The organism is Bradyrhizobium guangzhouense, assembly GCF_004114955.1.
In the GTDB taxonomy this organism is placed as follows: Bacteria; Pseudomonadota; Alphaproteobacteria; order Rhizobiales; family Xanthobacteraceae; genus Bradyrhizobium; species Bradyrhizobium guangzhouense.
This window is the reverse complement of the sequence record NZ_CP030053.1, coordinates 1,668,739-1,683,879: the sequence shown is the minus strand read 5'-3', so window position 1 is coordinate 1,683,879 and position 15,141 is coordinate 1,668,739. Positions and strand designations below refer to the sequence as shown.

16 protein-coding genes are annotated in these 15,141 nt (G+C 65.0%); 5 read left to right on the top strand and 11 right to left on the bottom strand.

Features of this window, described 5'->3' with window-relative positions; all coding sequences use genetic code 11:
• Window positions 1-242 precede the first annotated feature (242 nt).
• On the top strand, window positions 243-1,094 hold the full coding sequence (locus tag XH91_RS08155) for an HpcH/HpaI aldolase/citrate lyase family protein (protein WP_128950106.1): 852 nt from the start codon (window positions 243-245) through the stop codon (window positions 1,092-1,094).
• A gap of 11 nt (window positions 1,095-1,105) precedes the next feature.
• Here XH91_RS08155 and XH91_RS08150 read toward each other — a convergent pair whose 3' ends face one another.
• Window positions 1,106-1,516: a hypothetical protein gene (locus tag XH91_RS08150; RefSeq protein WP_164934210.1), complete on the bottom strand. Its 411-nt coding sequence runs from the start codon at window positions 1,514-1,516 to the stop codon at window positions 1,106-1,108.
• A gap of 520 nt (window positions 1,517-2,036) precedes the next feature.
• On the opposite strand from XH91_RS08150, the gene XH91_RS39860 reads away from it, so the two are divergent.
• Window positions 2,037-2,171: a hypothetical protein gene (locus XH91_RS39860; RefSeq protein ID WP_283813046.1), complete on the top strand. Its 135-nt coding sequence runs from the start codon at window positions 2,037-2,039 to the stop codon at window positions 2,169-2,171.
• Between the two features lie 101 nt (window positions 2,172-2,272).
• Here XH91_RS39860 and XH91_RS08140 read toward each other — a convergent pair whose 3' ends face one another.
• The 4 genes from XH91_RS08140 to XH91_RS08125 all read right to left on the bottom strand — a co-directional run bounded on the left by XH91_RS08140 (window position 2,273) and on the right by XH91_RS08125 (window position 5,928).
• Window positions 2,273-3,379 carry a trypsin-like peptidase domain-containing protein gene (locus XH91_RS08140; RefSeq protein WP_128950103.1) on the bottom strand — a complete coding sequence of 369 codons (1,107 nt, stop codon included), beginning with the start codon at window positions 3,377-3,379 and terminating at the stop codon, window positions 2,273-2,275.
• A 148-nt stretch (window positions 3,380-3,527) separates the two neighbouring features.
• Window positions 3,528-3,863 carry a hypothetical protein gene (locus XH91_RS08135; protein WP_128950102.1) on the bottom strand — a complete coding sequence of 112 codons (336 nt, stop codon included), beginning with the start codon at window positions 3,861-3,863 and terminating at the stop codon, window positions 3,528-3,530.
• 92 nt (window positions 3,864-3,955) lie between these two features.
• A complete protein-coding gene (locus XH91_RS08130; RefSeq protein WP_128950101.1) occupies window positions 3,956-4,417 on the bottom strand; it encodes an Hsp20 family protein in 462 nt (153 codons plus the stop codon).
• 209 nt (window positions 4,418-4,626) lie between these two features.
• The gene (locus XH91_RS08125; RefSeq protein ID WP_128950100.1) at window positions 4,627-5,928 is read right to left on the bottom strand and encodes an MFS transporter; all 1,302 of its coding nucleotides are present in this window, start codon (window positions 5,926-5,928) and stop codon (window positions 4,627-4,629) included.
• Between the two features lie 360 nt (window positions 5,929-6,288).
• Here XH91_RS08125 and XH91_RS08115 point away from each other — a divergent pair, with 360 nt between their 5' ends.
• Genes XH91_RS08115 through XH91_RS08105 form a run of 3 tightly spaced genes read left to right on the top strand, consistent with a single transcriptional unit; the run spans window position 6,289 to window position 10,048 of the window.
• Window positions 6,289-7,503: an ABC transporter substrate-binding protein gene (locus tag XH91_RS08115; RefSeq protein WP_128950098.1), complete on the top strand. Its 1,215-nt coding sequence runs from the start codon at window positions 6,289-6,291 to the stop codon at window positions 7,501-7,503.
• Window positions 7,504-7,511: 8 nt separating this feature from the next.
• Window positions 7,512-9,257: an FAD-dependent oxidoreductase gene (locus XH91_RS08110; RefSeq protein WP_128950097.1), complete on the top strand. Its 1,746-nt coding sequence runs from the start codon at window positions 7,512-7,514 to the stop codon at window positions 9,255-9,257.
• Window positions 9,254-10,048 (top strand): IclR family transcriptional regulator, encoded by a 795-nt coding sequence (locus XH91_RS08105; RefSeq protein ID WP_128950096.1) that lies wholly within the window; start codon window positions 9,254-9,256, stop codon window positions 10,046-10,048. The genes XH91_RS08110 and XH91_RS08105 overlap by 4 nt, the downstream gene beginning before the upstream one ends.
• A 156-nt stretch (window positions 10,049-10,204) precedes the next feature.
• Here XH91_RS08105 and XH91_RS08100 read toward each other — a convergent pair whose 3' ends face one another.
• The 6 genes from XH91_RS08100 to XH91_RS08075 form a co-directional block, all read right to left on the bottom strand.
• A complete protein-coding gene (locus XH91_RS08100) occupies window positions 10,205-10,984 on the bottom strand; it encodes an SDR family NAD(P)-dependent oxidoreductase (protein WP_128950095.1) in 780 nt (259 codons plus the stop codon).
• Between the two features lie 57 nt (window positions 10,985-11,041).
• Window positions 11,042-11,632, bottom strand: coding sequence for a thiamine pyrophosphate-dependent enzyme (locus XH91_RS08095; protein WP_128950094.1), 591 nt, complete (start codon window positions 11,630-11,632; stop codon window positions 11,042-11,044).
• A 5-nt stretch (window positions 11,633-11,637) separates the two neighbouring features.
• Window positions 11,638-12,168 (bottom strand): thiamine pyrophosphate-binding protein, encoded by a 531-nt coding sequence (locus tag XH91_RS08090; RefSeq protein ID WP_128950093.1) that lies wholly within the window; start codon window positions 12,166-12,168, stop codon window positions 11,638-11,640.
• Between the two features lie 149 nt (window positions 12,169-12,317).
• On the bottom strand, window positions 12,318-13,016 hold the full coding sequence (locus tag XH91_RS08085) for a GntR family transcriptional regulator (RefSeq protein WP_128950092.1): 699 nt from the start codon (window positions 13,014-13,016) through the stop codon (window positions 12,318-12,320).
• A 105-nt stretch (window positions 13,017-13,121) separates the two neighbouring features.
• Entirely contained in the window at window positions 13,122-13,865 is a 744-nt protein-coding gene (locus tag XH91_RS08080; protein WP_128950091.1) for an aspartate/glutamate racemase family protein, read from the bottom strand.
• 9 nt (window positions 13,866-13,874) lie between these two features.
• Window positions 13,875-15,140: an NAD(P)/FAD-dependent oxidoreductase gene (locus XH91_RS08075; RefSeq protein WP_128950090.1), complete on the bottom strand. Its 1,266-nt coding sequence runs from the start codon at window positions 15,138-15,140 to the stop codon at window positions 13,875-13,877.
• Window position 15,141 lies beyond the last annotated feature (1 nt).

Below are 15,141 nucleotides of genomic sequence, written 5' to 3'. Positions count from 1 at the left end.
TCTCCTTGCTGGGAGCCGCGATTGCGCCTTCTCCCGATCGCGTTCCCCGCGTAAAGGCCACGGCCGCTTGCCGCGCCCGGCATGCCCTCTGCTTTTCGTTGTTTAGCTCGAAAAACCGCATCCAGATACGTGAATTTGTCCATCAACTGTGTCTAACATGCATGGCGTCATGCGGCGCGAAGCTGCGCGCGCCGTTATTTCGCAGGAAGGGAAACCGCGATGATGCACGAGAGGCCGGTCTGATGCGTTCGATGCTGTTCGTGCCGGGCGATTCCCCGCGCAAATTCGAGAAGGCCAGCGAAGGCCAAGCCGACGCGTTGATCATCGACCTCGAAGACTCCGTCGTCACCGACAAGAAGCCGGAGGCGCGCGGATTGACGCTTGCGATGCTCAAGAGCCGTCCCGGCCCACACCAGCTCTATGTCCGCGTCAACTCGCTCGACACCGGCATGACGCTGACGGATCTCGCTGCGGTGATCTCAGGCAAGCCCGACGGCATCGTGCTGCCGAAATCGCAGGGCGGCGACGACGTGCGGCAGGTCGCGACCTGGCTCGAAGCGCTGGAAGCTGCATCCGGCATCACACCAGGCGCAACCCGCATCGTCTGTGTCGCGACGGAAACCGCAAGCTCGATCTTCGGGCTCGGCAGCTACAAGGGCTGCTCGCCTCGCCTTGCCGGCTTGATGTGGGGCGCGGAGGATCTCTCGGCTTCGCTCGGCGCGACCGAGAAAGCGTCGGGCGGCGTGTTCCACAGCCCCTATCGCCTCGCGCGCGATCTCTGCCTGATGGCGGCGGCCGCGGCGGACGTGGCGCCGATCGACACCGTCTATACCGACATCGACAATCTCGCGGGCCTCGAGCAGGAGACGCGCGCGGCGCGGCGCGACGGGTTCTCGGCAAAAGCGCTGATCCATCCCAAGCATGTCGACATCGTCAATGCGGCGTTCGCGCCGACGGAGGCCGAGCGGACCTGGGCGGAGAAGGTCATCGCCGCGTTCGCGAGCAATCCGAACGCCGGCACGCTGCGGCTCGACGGACAGATGATCGACAAGCCGCATCTTCGCGCCGCGAAGAAGATTCTCGGCCAGAGCTAGAGAGGGGCGTTTCAGTCGAATCCCTGAACCGGTGGCGTCGTGGTTGCCACCGGCGCTGCAGGCGCAACTTCGGCCGGTTGCACCACGGGAGCGGCTTGGACCGGCGGCTTGCCGGCCGCTCTCATCTGACCGTTGGCCTCCATCGCCTCGCGCGTGCGGGCACGGGTGGCAGGAGCGCCGTACACCTCGCGATGCGGCGGCTTCCGGTGTCTTGCGGCGCGCGAACCTCCCACGCTCCATGACCTGGCGATGGAAGGACCGGCGGTATAGCCGATCACCGCGCCTGCAACGGCACCGACCGGGCCCAGCACGACCGCGCCGGACACGGCTCCGAGCGCCGCGGAGCCTGCGCGCTCCTGCGCGGCGACGCTTGCCGGCACACCAGCCAGCAGCAGGATGGCAATCATCGAAGCTTTGTTCATCCGAGCGTCTCCCTCTCGCGAGATCACTCCTACCCAAATATGGCCGCAGCGGGTTTGTTCGTGGTCCGGGACGGGGCAATCATCGATGGAACTCGGGCAATTCAGGGGCTCCGCCCGCAAACCACATTCCAAGTCCCGACCAATGCCCAGACCTTCTTGCGCGCAAACGTTTCGGAACGCTCCACGCCACCGGGCATCTCGCAAGTCTCTTGACACGCAATTGGCGCTGCATATTTTTGCGGCGAGAACGCTGTTTCTCACCCTCAAAAATCAAAGGATCAACGCGACCGTCTGGAGAGACGACGATGCTCGATGAGAATTTGGCCCGCTTTCGCGCACACCGTAACAACATCCTCCGCTACCGGCGCCTTCTGAAGACCAGGCTGTCGGAGCTCGAACGCCAGTTCATCGAGAGACGTCTCTCGGAAGAAAGGTCGTCGCTTGAAAGCCTGACCGCAGCAAGCTTCCCCGTGTCTTTCTCGGCGGTCCCGGTGCCGGTCGATGCGAGGGGAGCAATGCCATGACCAGCCAACGAGAGCTGCTCATTCGCGGCAGCGAAAAGGTCATCGGCCATTACGAGCTGCTTCTGGCAAACGCGAAAACCAGCAAGAGCGCGAGCTCTATCGCGAGCGGATTGAGCGCGAGCTACGACTGATCAGAGACTTGCGAGGTGAGCAGGACCATCGCGCAGCGTGAACCGCAACATCCCCGCAGGGGAACCGCCGCCGATGCTTCGGGGCAAGCCCTGCGATCCGTTCAACGAACGAGGCGATCGGGCGCTGCGAGGGCGCTGCTTGAGTCACTCGCAGGCGCGACCCTGACGCTCACGGCGAGCGGAACGCCGTTCCGCGAGATCGAGAGCCTCACATCCTCGCCAACGCGGGCAAGGCCGATCGTATTGCGGAGCTGGGCGGCGGTGCGAATCGGGCGGTCGTCGGCTCCGGTGACCACATCCCCCCTGCGCAAGCCTGCCCGTTCCGCGGGCGAATCCGCGGCTACCTCGGCAATGACGGCGCCGTGAATCAATCCCTTGCTGGCCGACGGGCGCAGGTCGTTCAACGAGATGCCGATACGGCCTCGCTCGACGCGGCCGTTGGTGATGATCTGCTCCATCACCTTGCGGGCCATGTTGACCGGAATGGCAAAGCCGATGCCGACATTGCCGCCGGCAGGCGAGATGATCGCCGAGTTGATGCCGACGAGTTCTCCGCGCAGGCTGACCAGCGCCCCGCCGGAATTGCCTGGATTGATTGCGGCGTCGGTCTGGATGAAATCCTCGTAGCCCTGCTTGCCGATTCCGGTCCGGCCCAGCGCGCTGACAAGACCCGATGTCACGGTCTGGCCGAGCCCGAATGGATTTCCGATCGCGAGCACGAAGTCGCCGACTTCGAGCGCGTCGCTGTCGCCGAAGGGAAGTGCCTTGAGCCCGGTCGGGTTCTGTATCTGGAGTACCGCGACATCGGTGGGTGGGTCACGGCCGACGACCTTCGCGGAAAATTGCCGGCCATCCTTGGTCGTGATCTGGACGGCGGAGGTGCCTTCGACCACGTGATTATTGGTCAAGACGTAGCCGCGCTGGGCATCGACGATCACGCCGGAGCCGGTCGCGTTGACCTCCTTCTCGATCTGTCTGGGGACGTCGAAGAATTCGCGAAACATCGGGTCGCGGTAGAGCGGGTTATCTTCCCGCACGCGGCCGTGTACGGAGATGTTGACCACAGCGGGCGTCACCTGGCGCACGAGCGGCGCCAGGGTCGGCACCGAGCCGCCGGTCTTGAAGTCGGGGATTTGGCCGGCAGCCGGCTGCGACGCCGTGAGCGTCAGCACCAGCATCGCCGGCAAGAACAAACGCACAGCACGCATCGTCACACCTGCCACCTGCGGATGGGAATGGGAAACCTCTGGCTTCAGATCTCGGCGGTGATGTGGCCTTGCAGAGCTATAATCGGAATTGTCCAGGCCGCAGCAGCCTGGCCGAGCAGCACGAGCCCCAGCACGGTCTGCGTTAGCATCATGCACTCTGCCCCTCTGCGGCGGCCCATGGCCGCCGCCGTCGCATCGGTACGCCGCCGCCGCGCGGCGGGTCGTCATTGTCGTTGTCCCCGTCGAGCTTGCGCAGCGCGGCCAGAATATCGGCAAGCCGGACCGTGTGGCTCATGCCGGGGATTTCGCGCAAGGCAGGACAGGACTCGACCGCATACATGTCCGACGCCCAAGATGACAAGATGATCCGCTTCTCCGGCGCGGACAGATCCTGCGCATTCAGGACCTCGGCAGGTGAGTCATAGTGAGCTGCGGGATGAAACAGCGGATTGAGATGGCCGGAATTTGTATTCACGTTGGTCATCGACGGTGCCTCCCTCATACTCCTTTCAAGGGAACGGGTTTGTTGACGGGAGACGGCGGCGGCAATCGCCGCCGTCCGGCCTGGGCCAATTCTCAGGCTGCCTTCTTCTGCTCGATCTGCGATGCCGCAGGCGTGCCACCCGCGATCGGAACCCGTCGCGGCTTCATGGCTTCCGGAACCTCGCGGACGAGATCGATGATGAGCAGCCCGTCCTGGAACGAGGCCTGCTTCACCTGGACATAGTCGGCGAGGTTGAACACCCGCCGAAATGGCCTGGCGGCGATGCCCTGGTACAGATATTCGCGCGCGGCGGTCTCGGGCTTCTTGCCCTCGATCGTGAGCGCGTTCTGTTCCGCCGTCACCGTGATGTCGCTGGGGCCGAACCCCGCCACGGCAAGACTGATCCGGTAATGGTCCTCGCCGGACCGCTCGATATTGTAGGGGGGATAGTTGTCCTCGGTCGCCTGGCGCAGCGTGCTGTCGACGAGGTCGGCCAGGTGATCGAAGCCGATGGTGGAACGCCACAGGGGCGCGAAGTCAAAACTGGTCCTCATAACCAAGTCCTCCTGAGAGCAAGATGGATACGAAGGAGCGCAAGACAGGGTATCAGACAGGTCCGACGACCGGTCCAGCGCCCGCACCGGGCCCGATCTGGCGCCCGGCACACCGCTCTCGCGGCGAAAAATGAATTAGAAAAACGGCTGGGGGTTTCAAGGGGGAGACCCAAAAAATTTTTGGCCGCCCGCCGGCCCTCCGGGATGCCTCAGGACTTCAGCCCGTCGCGCGCCGTCTCCGGCGCCATCAAGGTGGCGACGATCGTGATGACCGAGAGCGCGATGATGTAGAGCGACACCGGCCAGGACGTGCCGGCCCAGGCCAGCAGCGCGGTCGCGATCAGCGGCGAGAAGCCACCGCTGAGCGCGGCCGCGACATTGGCCCCGAGCGAGGCGCCGCTGTAGCGCACCTTCGTGCGGAACAGTTCCGGCATGAATGCAGCCTTCGGTCCGAACAGCAGCGCGTGCGTCAGCGTCATGGTGACGACGAGCGCCAGCGTGATCAGCACCGGCTCCCTGGTGTCGAGGAACCAGAACAGCGGAAACGCGAGCGCCACCGTGAACACGCCGCCGGCAAGATACAGCGCCTTGCGGCCGAATAGATCGGAGAGCCAGCCGGCGAGCGGCAACGTCGCGAATTCGACGATCGCGGCGTAGACCACCGCGTTCAGGATCACCTGGCGCGGGACGCCGAGCTTGGCCGTGGCATAGACGACGACGAACACGGTGAGGAGATAAGCGAGCCCGACCTCCGACACCGTGATGCCGATCGCCAGCAGGAAGCTGCGCCAGTCGCTGCGCAGCACTTCCCACACCGGCTGCGCCAGAACTTCCCTCCGCTCGACCACCTCCTTGAAGAGCGGCGTCTCGGCGAGCCTCAAGCGCACGATGAAGCCGATGCCGACCAGCACGATGCTGATCCAGAACGGCACGCGCCAGCCCCAGCTGAGGAAGTCGGCTTCAGGCAGTCGCGTCATCAGCCCGAAGATGCCGGTGGAGGCGGCAACGCCGACGGGGAAGCCGATCTGGACCAGACTGCCGTAGAACCCGCGCCTGACGCCGGCGTGCTCGGCCACCATGACCACCGCGCCGCTCCATTCGCCGCCAAGCCCGATGCCCTGCACAAAGCGCAGGATGACCAGCAGGATCGGCGCCCACACGCCGATCTGGCCGTAGGTCGGCAGGCAGCCGATCAGGAAAGTGCCGAGCCCCATCGCGATCATGGTCGCGACCAGCATTGTCTTGCGACCGAACCGGTCGCCGTAATGCCCGATGATCGCGCCGCCGATCGGCCGCGCCACGAAGCCGACCGCATAGGTCGAGAATGCCGCGAGCGTGCCGACAAAGGGATCGAAGCTCGGGAAGAACAGCTTGTTGAACACGAGGGCGGCCGCCGTGCCGTAGATCAGGAAGTCGTACCACTCGATCGCAGTGCCGAGCGCGCTCGCCCACACCACATGCGCCGTCGTCGATCGCTCCGTTTCGCCGGAGAGCCCCGTTGCTGCCGTCATTGCCATCCGCCCCTTATTCCAGCGGGCATCATGGCTAATCGTGATGAGGGTTGCAATCTGTGGAGGTGTTGTCTCTCACAGGATAACGGTGCGAGCTTTTTTGAGCGCCGCTCCCCACACCCGTCATTGCGAGCGTAGCGAAGCAATCCAGATTGTCTCCGCTGAGACAGTCTGGATTGCTTCGTCGCAAGGGCTCCTCGCAATGACGGCTGTGGCGGGCGGTTTCGCTGTAGATCGCCTCACCGACCATCCGGCGGCCACATTCCCGAGTTTTGTCATTGACAAATTTGTTAGCTAATATCTAACTTACCGCCATAACAACCCGCCGCGCCAAGCGGCCCAAAGAGCGAGGAAACTTCAATGAGAGGGCTATTGGCCTGCGCCATGCTCGCGGCCACGATTTCGGCTGCCATGACCACAGTCGCATCTGCGCAAATCTCCGACGACGTGGTGCGGATCGGCGTGCTGACGGATCTGTCGAGCTGGGGTCGCGACAACTCAGGGCCGGGCTCGGTCGAGGCCGCCAAGATGGCGGTGGAGGAGTTCGGGCCGACCGTGCTCGGCAAGCCGATCGAGATCATCAGCGCCGACCACCAGATGAAGACCGACGTCGGCGTCAATATCGTGCGCGGCTGGTTCGACAACGGCAAGGTCGACGCGGTCGCCGACATTCCCAATTCCGGCATCGCCATCGCCGTGCACAACATGGTGCGCGAGCGCAACAAGATCGCACTGCTGTCGGGCCCCGGCGCGAGCTCGCTGACCGACGAGCTGTGCAGCCCCAACACCGTGCACTTCACCTACGACACCTATGCGCTGTCGAAGGTGACGGCCTCCGCCGTGATCAAGGAAGGCGGAAAATCCTGGTACTTCATCACCGCCGACTACGCTTTCGGCCAGCAGCTCGAGAAGGACGCCACGCGCTTCATCACCGAGATGGGCGGGAAGGTCCTGGGCGGCGTCAAGCATCCGACCAACACCGCGGATTTTTCGTCCTTTGCGCTGCAGGCGCAGAGCTCGAAGGCCGACGTCGTCGCCTTCGCCAATGCCGGCCAGGACACCGACAACGCCATCAAGCAGTCCGGCGAGTTCGGCCTGGTTCAGGGCGGCCAGAAGCTCGTTGGCCTGTTGATGTTCGACACCGACGTGCATGCGATCGGCCTGAAGGCCGCGCAGGGCACTTACATGACCACGGCGTCGTACTGGAATATGGACGAGGCGACCCGTGCCTGGTCGAAAAAGTTCTTTGCGCGCACCAACGTGATGCCGACCATGATCCACACCGGCGTCTACGGCTCGGTGCTACATTATCTGAAGGCGATCAAGGCGGCCGGCACCGACGATCCCGCCAAGGTCATGGCCAAGATGCGCGAGCTGCCGATCGAGGATACCTTCGTCCACGGTGGCAAGTTGCGCGAGGACGGCCGCGTCATCCGCGACATGTATCTGGCCAGGGTGAAGTCGCCCGAGCAGTCCAAGGAGCCCTGGGATTATCTCGACATCATCAAGACCGTGAAGGGCGAGGACGCCTTCCGCCCGGTCTCTGAGTCCAAATGCCCGCTCTTGAAGAAGTAAGGTGAGACATGACCGGCAACGAGCATAGCGCAAGCGAAACCTACGAGTGCGATGTGCTCGTGGCCGGATCGGGTTGCTCCGGCATGGCGGCGGCGATCACCGCGCGCTACCGCGGCCTCGACGTGCTGATCGTCGAAAAGGAGCCGCGCTTTGGCGGCACAACGGCGCGTTCGGGCGGCTGGCTCTGGATCCCAGGCACGTCGCTGGCCAAGGCCTACGGTATCGTGGAGACGCCGGAGCAGGCGCGCACATATTTGCGGCACGAGGCCGGCAACAATTTCGACGCGGCGCGCGTCGATGCCTTCCTCAGCGCAGGCCCCGAGGCGGTCGATTTCTTCACCACCAAGACGTCCTTGCGTTTCGACATGCCGCTGGTCTTCCCGGATTATCACGCCGAAGCGCCCGGCGGCGCGCAAGGCGGCCGCTCCATGGTGACGCGCCCGTTCGACGGCCGCGAGCTCGGCGATCAGATCAAGACGCTCGGCATGCCCCTGCCCGAGCTCACCGTGTTCGGCATGATGCTTGGCAGCGGCAAGGAGATCATCCATTTCATGCGGGTAACGAAGTCGCTGACCTCGGCGGTCTACGTCGCCAAGCGCCTGTCGCGGCATCTGATGGATGTGCTGCGCTACGGCCGCGGCATGACGCTGACCAATGGCAACGCCCTCGCCGGTCGTCTGGCGAAATCCGCGCGGGATTTGAAGATCCCGATGTGGCTGTCCTCGCCCGTGCGCGAGCTGACGGTCGAGAATGGTGCGGTCACCGGCGCGATCGTCTCGTGCGAAGGCCGCGACGTGCGCGTTCGTGCAAGGCAGGGCGTCGTGCTCGCCTGCGGCGGATTTCCGCATGATGTCGCGCGGCGCAAAAAGATGTTTCCGCATGCTCCGACCGGCAACGAGCATTATTCGCCCGGCCCCCCCGGCAACACCGGCGACGGGCTGCGCCTTGCCGAGAGCGCCGGCGGACATGTCGAGGACCGCCTGCCGAATGCGGCGGCCTGGGTGCCGGTATCGCTGACGACGCGCAAGGACGGCTCGAAGGGCGTGATGCCGCATTTCATCGATCGCGCCAAACCCGGCGTGATCGCGGTGATGCGCGACGGCAAGCGCTTTGCCAATGAAGGCAATTCCTATCACGACTTCGTCCAGGCCATGGTCAAGGCGGCAAAGCCCGGCGAGGAGATCGCCGCCTATCTCGTCTGCGATCACGAGACGTTGCGCAAATACGGCCTTGGCTGCGTGCCGCCGTTCCCGATGCCGCTCGGCCATCACCTTGCGAGCGGCTATCTCATGCGCGGCGATACGCTGGAGGCGCTGGCGGCGAAGGCCGGCATCGACGCCAAGGCGTTCACCGAAACCGTCAAGCAATTCAACGCGACCGCGCCGCTGGGTCAGGACGCCGCCTTCGGCAAAGGATCAAAAGCCTATAACCGCTACCAGGGCGACGCCATGCACGGCCCGAACCCCTGCATCGCACCGATCGAGAACGGCCCGTTCTACGCCATCAAGATGGTCATTGGCGATCTCGGCACCTATGCCGGCATCGTCACCGACGAGAATGCGCGCGCGCTCGACGCCGAGGGGCGGGTAATTCCCGGGCTCTACGCCGCCGGCAACGACATGGCGAGCATCATGGGCGGCAATTATCCCGGCGCCGGCATCACGCTTGGGCCGGCACTGACCTTCGGCTACATTGCCGGGCGACACCTTGCAGACAGCGCCGAACAAAAACGCAGGCGCATCGGAGGCGCATGAAGAAAGAAAGCCGCGGCATCCAGTCGATCGAGGTCGGCGGAGAATTGCTCCGCGCGCTCGCCAGATCAGGCGAGCCGATGATGCTGCGCGATCTCGCGCGCGAGGCCGGCATGGCGCCGGCCAAGGCGCATCCTTATCTCGCCAGCTTTTCCCGCATCGGCCTGATCGAGCAGGACGAGGCCACCGGCCGCTACGAGATCGGCGCGCTCGCGCTCGAGCTCGGCCTGATCAGCCTGCGCCGCCTCTCCGGCGTTCGCATCGCACAGCCGAAGATCGCTGCGCTCGCAAGCCAGATCGGCCACGCGGTCTCGCTCGCGGTGTGGGGCACGCACGGGCCGACCGTGGTGCAGCTCGAGGAGCCGGGCCAGCCCGTCCACATCGTGATGCGTGCCGGTTCGGTGATGGCGCTGCTGGAGACCGCCACGGGGCGCGCCTTTGCAGCGTTTCTGCCCGAGAAGACCATCAACGCTGCGCTCGAAAGCGGGCTCGATCGCCAGGGCGTCGGCTACAATCCGAAGCGCGCCGTGAAAGGCGCCAAGGTCGCCGAGATGCTCACCGAAGTCCGCAAGCACGGCCTCGCCCGCGCGCTCGGCGATCCCCTGCCCGGCGTCAATGCGTTCTCCGCGCCGGTGTTCGACCATGCCGGCCATGTCGCGCTCGTCATCACCGCGATGGGACCGGAAGGCACGTTCGACGCGCGCTGGGACAGCCCGATCGCGCACGCGCTGCGGGATTGCGCGGGCGGGATTTCGAAGCGGCTTGGTTACGGGATGACGGTTGCGGCGGAATAGCCGCGTACAACCGCCGCCGTCATGCCCCGCCTAGTGCGCAATTGCGCACGGGGGCGGGGCATCCAGTACGCCGCGGCTTCTCGGTTCTAGCAGCGCCGTCTCGGCGTACTGGATCGCCCGGTCAAGCCGGGCGATGACACGAGTGTGGGGCGGCTCCTACTTATCCTTCACCGGCACCGTATAGTTCAGGATCAGTCGTCCTCCATCCGGATAGATCGTCTGCCCGGTGATGTAGGACGCATCGTCGCTGGCGAGGAAGGCGACGACGGAGGCGACCTCGCTCGGCTCGCCGCCGCGGCCGGCGGGTGTACGCGACATCACCGTCTTGCGCGCATCTTCCGACGTGTAAATCGACGACGCCACCATGTCGGTCAGGATCGTGCCCGGCCCGACCGCCACGACGCGGATATTGTGCGGCGCGAGCGCGACGGCGGCGACCGAGGTGAGCTGCTTCATGCCGCCCTTTGACATCGCATAGGTCGCCAGCGCCGGGATCGCCAGCAGCGCATTCACCGAGGACATGTTGATGATGACCCCGCCGCCGCCTTGCGCGATCATCTGCTTCGCCGCGGCCTGCACGCCGAAGAACGCGCCCTTCAGATTGATGCCGATGATCTCGTCGAATTCCGCTTCGGTAATCTCGAGGATATCCCGGTTGCGCGCGACGCCGGCATTGTTGACCATGATGTCGAGCCGGCCGAACTCGCGGACCGCGGTCGCCACCGCGCGATCGACGTCCGCGCGCCGTGCGACGTGGCACGGCACCGCGTAGAGTTCCTTGGGCTTGCCCAGTTCGTTGACCGTCTTCTCGAGCGCGTCGGTGTCGACGTCAGAGATGACCACCTTGACGCCGTCGTCGAGGAAACGCTTTGCGCAGGCCTTGCCGATGCCGCGCGCTGCACCGGTGATGACGGCGACCTTGCCAGATAGTTTCATGGGGCTCACTCCAGGATAGCTGCTTCGGGCAGGCCAGGCTGGAGCGAGAGCTCCAGATCAGGCCGCCGCAAAGCCGAGATGAGCACGGAACCGGTTCTTGATAAAGACGGCATCGCGCGAGGGCAGCGAGCGCGGCGGATTTTCAGCCCTCACCTTGATGACAAATAGCCGCGGGCCATCGGCCGGCTCGGCCATCTGCACCGCGAGCCGCTGCACCTCCTCGAGCGTCCGCACGGTTCCGGTCACGGCGAAGCCGCACGCGGTGGCAATCGCGGTGAGATCGACGCCGCGCCCAGTGTGGCTCGCCTGCATTCCGGTTTCGCCAAAATGCTGGTTGTCGATCACGACGATGTCGAGATTTTTGGGGCGCGCGACGCCGATGGTGGCGATGCCGCCGAGGCCCATCAGCTGCTCACCGTCGCCGGTCAGGGCGAGGACGCGCCTGGAAGGCTGCGCCTGGGCAAGACCGAGCCCGATCAGCGCGGCGCCGCCCATGGCGCCCCAGAGATAAAAATTATCGTCGCGGTCGCCGGCCGCATGCAGATCGTAGGTCGGCGAGCCCAGGCCGGACACGACCAGCGTCTCCCCACGAGATTTCAGGAGCGCCGCGACGGCGGCACGGCGATCGAGCTGAGAGGGAACGGACATCGCTATCACCACTTCTTCTTGCCGATCAGGCGCTGCCCGATCAAAACCGCGATCTGCTGGTCGGATTCGTAGGCGAGAGAAGCGGCCGACTCGACCGTCTCGACCAGATCCTCCGCCGTCTCCGCCCGCATCACCTTCAGGCCGATCGCCTCCAGCGAGGGCTGCGTCGCCCGGCTCATCGGCACCTGCCAGGGATTGAACTCGGCCCATTCGCCGCGCATCGTCACCAGCATCAGAAGAGGAAAGCGGCCGATCGCCGACAGCGACAGCATGTTGATGCAATTGCCGACGCCGCTCGACTGCATCAACAGCACGCTGCGCTGGCCGCCAAGCCAGGCGCCCGCGGCGATCGCGATGCCCTCCTCCTCCGTCGTCAGCACATGGGTGGTGACGTCAGCGTCGGCGGAGAACAGGCGGATCAGCTGGCTGTGGCCGGCGTCGGGCACGTAGGACATCTGCCTGACGTCAGCGGCTTTCAGGACGCGATAGAGCTCGGATGGCCAGTCGGTTTCGGGATTGGGCTTGGGGCTATGCACCTGATGACTCCGTGGATTTCGAGCGGCACGCTAGCGATGTTCCGATGCGAAGGCTCTGACCGTCTGGCACGAGCAGATATTGAAGGATTGTATAGCTCGCAGTGCGCATTGCTGCGCCCTCTCCCCTTGCGGGAGAGGGCATCGCCGCCTCAATTCGCCCCAGCTCTCGCCGCCGGCATGTAGATCTGCGCGTAACCCTCCTTGATCGCGGAGGTGATGCGATCAAGGCGGCGGTCGATGTGCTTCTCCAGCACCGAGACGCAGACCGCCTCGTCGCGCGCCTTCAGGCCCTCGATCACCGCGCGGTGCTCGGCTTGCGTGTTGGTGCGGTTGATGCTGTCCATGTCGATCCAGCGCACGAAGCGGATACGGGCGTTGACGTTGCGCAGCACCCGCAGCATCTCGGCGTTGTTCGACATCGCCATCAGCCGCTCGTGGAAGGTCTCGTCGAGCTCGACGAGCTCCACCGACGTGCGCTCACCGGGATCGGGACCGGTGGCCTCGAGGAATTTCAGCAGCGCGTCGATGTCCTCGTCCTTGGCGCGCTTGATGGCGAGGCGAACCGCGGCGACTTCGATCGACTTGCGCAGCTCGTAGAGATCGAAGATCTCGTGGGCGTCGAGCTCGCGGCAGAAGAATCCCTTGCCCGGGGTGAAGCGCAGAAAACCTTCGGTGTTGAGGCGGTTGAGCGCTTCGCGCAGCGGCGTACGGCTGACGCCGAGGCGTTTGGCCAGCTCGCCTTCGTTGAGCCGTTCGCCCGGCTTGAACTCGTAGCTCACGGCCATCGCCTTGAGCTGTTCATAGACGCGATCGACGATACTATCTGAGGCCAGTTCCACGTTGCTCATATCAACTGCATTCATGCCCGAACACAGCCCAATATACCGGGGCTGCCGGAGCGATTGCAATGCGAACGAAAGTACAGGTTGTGAAGAGCTTCGCGACGTCAGGCATCAGGCGAACGCGCGCGGGCGCAGTCCAGCATGAAACCAGGTGATCATGGAATAGATGTCGTAGACCGGCAAGCCGACTTCGGCCTGCAACGCCGCCGCGTAAGGCGGCATGTTGGTGCATTCGAGCACGATGGCGCCGACATCAGGATTTTGAGCGACCAGCTCCTTGCCCGCATCGACCACGTCGCGCTCGGCCTGAGCCACATCCATGTCGTCCTTCTCGGCCTTGATCAGGACGCGGAAAAATTCCTTGCCGTGCTCGGTGCCGACCACAGGCGTGTCGAGCGGCACGCCGGCCCCTTCGAGATGGGCCGGCGTCAGGGTCGACCCCGATACCGTGACGAGGCCGACGCGCTTGCCGGGCGGCAAGGTCGCCTGCACCCACGGCACCTGCATCAGCGACGAGGTCGCGACGGGCACGCCGACCGCCGCGGCGATCTCCTTCTGGAACAGCGAGAGGAAGCCGCAATTGGTGGTGATCGCTTCGGCCCCTAACCGCACCAGGTCCTTCGCCGCTTCGATGAAATCAGGGAGCAAGCCAGCCGCGCCCTTCAGCACCACCTTCTCGGGCGATGCACCGCTCACCACGCGATAGAGCACGGGAAAAGGCCAGGTGGTGCCGTTCCCCATGTCGCCTGGGATGCGCGGAAAGCGCGCTTCCAGCATCAGGATGCCGAGCGGGGCGCCGTAGATGGCCTTGCCGCCGCGGGCAATACGAGAAGGCGAGTTGGCAGGATGGGTCATGGTGCGATCTCAGAGGAAGCGATCAGGCGAGAACGGCGCGAGCGGAATTTCGGGCGGCTTGCCGCTCAGGAGCTGGGCGACGAGACGGCCAGTGCGGGCCGAGCCGACCAGGCCGACATGACCATGACCGAAGGCATAGACGACGTCGCGCGAGGCGCGTGCGTAGCCGATGCAGGGACGTCCGTCCGGCATGCTCGGGCGATGGCCGAACCACATCTTGATGCGCGAGGCCGGAATGTCCCGCGGCAGTTTTGGAAACATGCTGAGGAGATTGTTGCGCAGGATCTCGGCGCGCTTCCAGTTCGGCGCGGCCTCGAGGCCCGCGATCTCGACCGTGCCGGCGGCGCGCAGGCCCTTATTGGTCCAGTTCGCCACCATTTTTGCGTCGGAGGCCATCATCGAGCTGCGCGGACCTGACTCCGGGTTCTCGATCATGACGTGATAACCGCGCTCGGTTTCGAGCGGCAGGGAATCACCGACGGAAGCCGTCAGCCGTTTCGAATGCGCGCCGGCCGCAATGACGGCGGCATCGCAAGCGATCTCGCCGGTCTCGGTCACGATCGCAACGAGCTTGTTGCCCGAAAGCTTGAGACCTGTTGCCTTGGCGCGCACGAGCTTCGCGCCGCTCGCGAGCGCGTGCTGGGCCAGCGCCGCAACGTAAGCGCCGGGATCGCGGCAGCGACCGGCCTCCTCCACCACCACGCCAAACGTATAGCGCGGATGCAGATCCGGCTCGCGCTGACGCATCTCGTCGGCGCTCAGCTCCATCCATTCGACGCCGACCTTCTTGCGCAGCCGCCAGCCGAGGTCGTTGTCGAAATTGCCGCGCGAGGGGAACACATGCATCACGCCGTTGCGTTCGATCAGCTCGGGCACGCCTGCTTCTTCCGCGAGCTTGCGGTGCAAGAGCGGCGCGTCCTTGAGGAGATCGCGCAAAGCGAACGCCGTCTTTTCGACGCGCGCCTCGGTCCAGCCCGACAGCAGATATTTGATCAGCCAGGGCAGCGCCTTCGGCAGGTAAGACCAGCGGATCGCGAGCGGGCCGAGCGGGTCCATCAGATAACCCGGCACCTTCTTCCAGACGCCGGGCTCGGCCGGCGGGATCACCGAATGCGAGGAGAGCCAGCCGGCATTGCCGTAGCTCGCCGCCTGCTCGCCACCGGGCTCGCCCGCGTCGATCAGCGTGACGCGGTGCCCTTCGCGCAGCGCCTCGATGGCGCTGATCACACCGACCGCGCCGGCTCCGATGATGGCGACGTGGCGGCTCTGCGACATC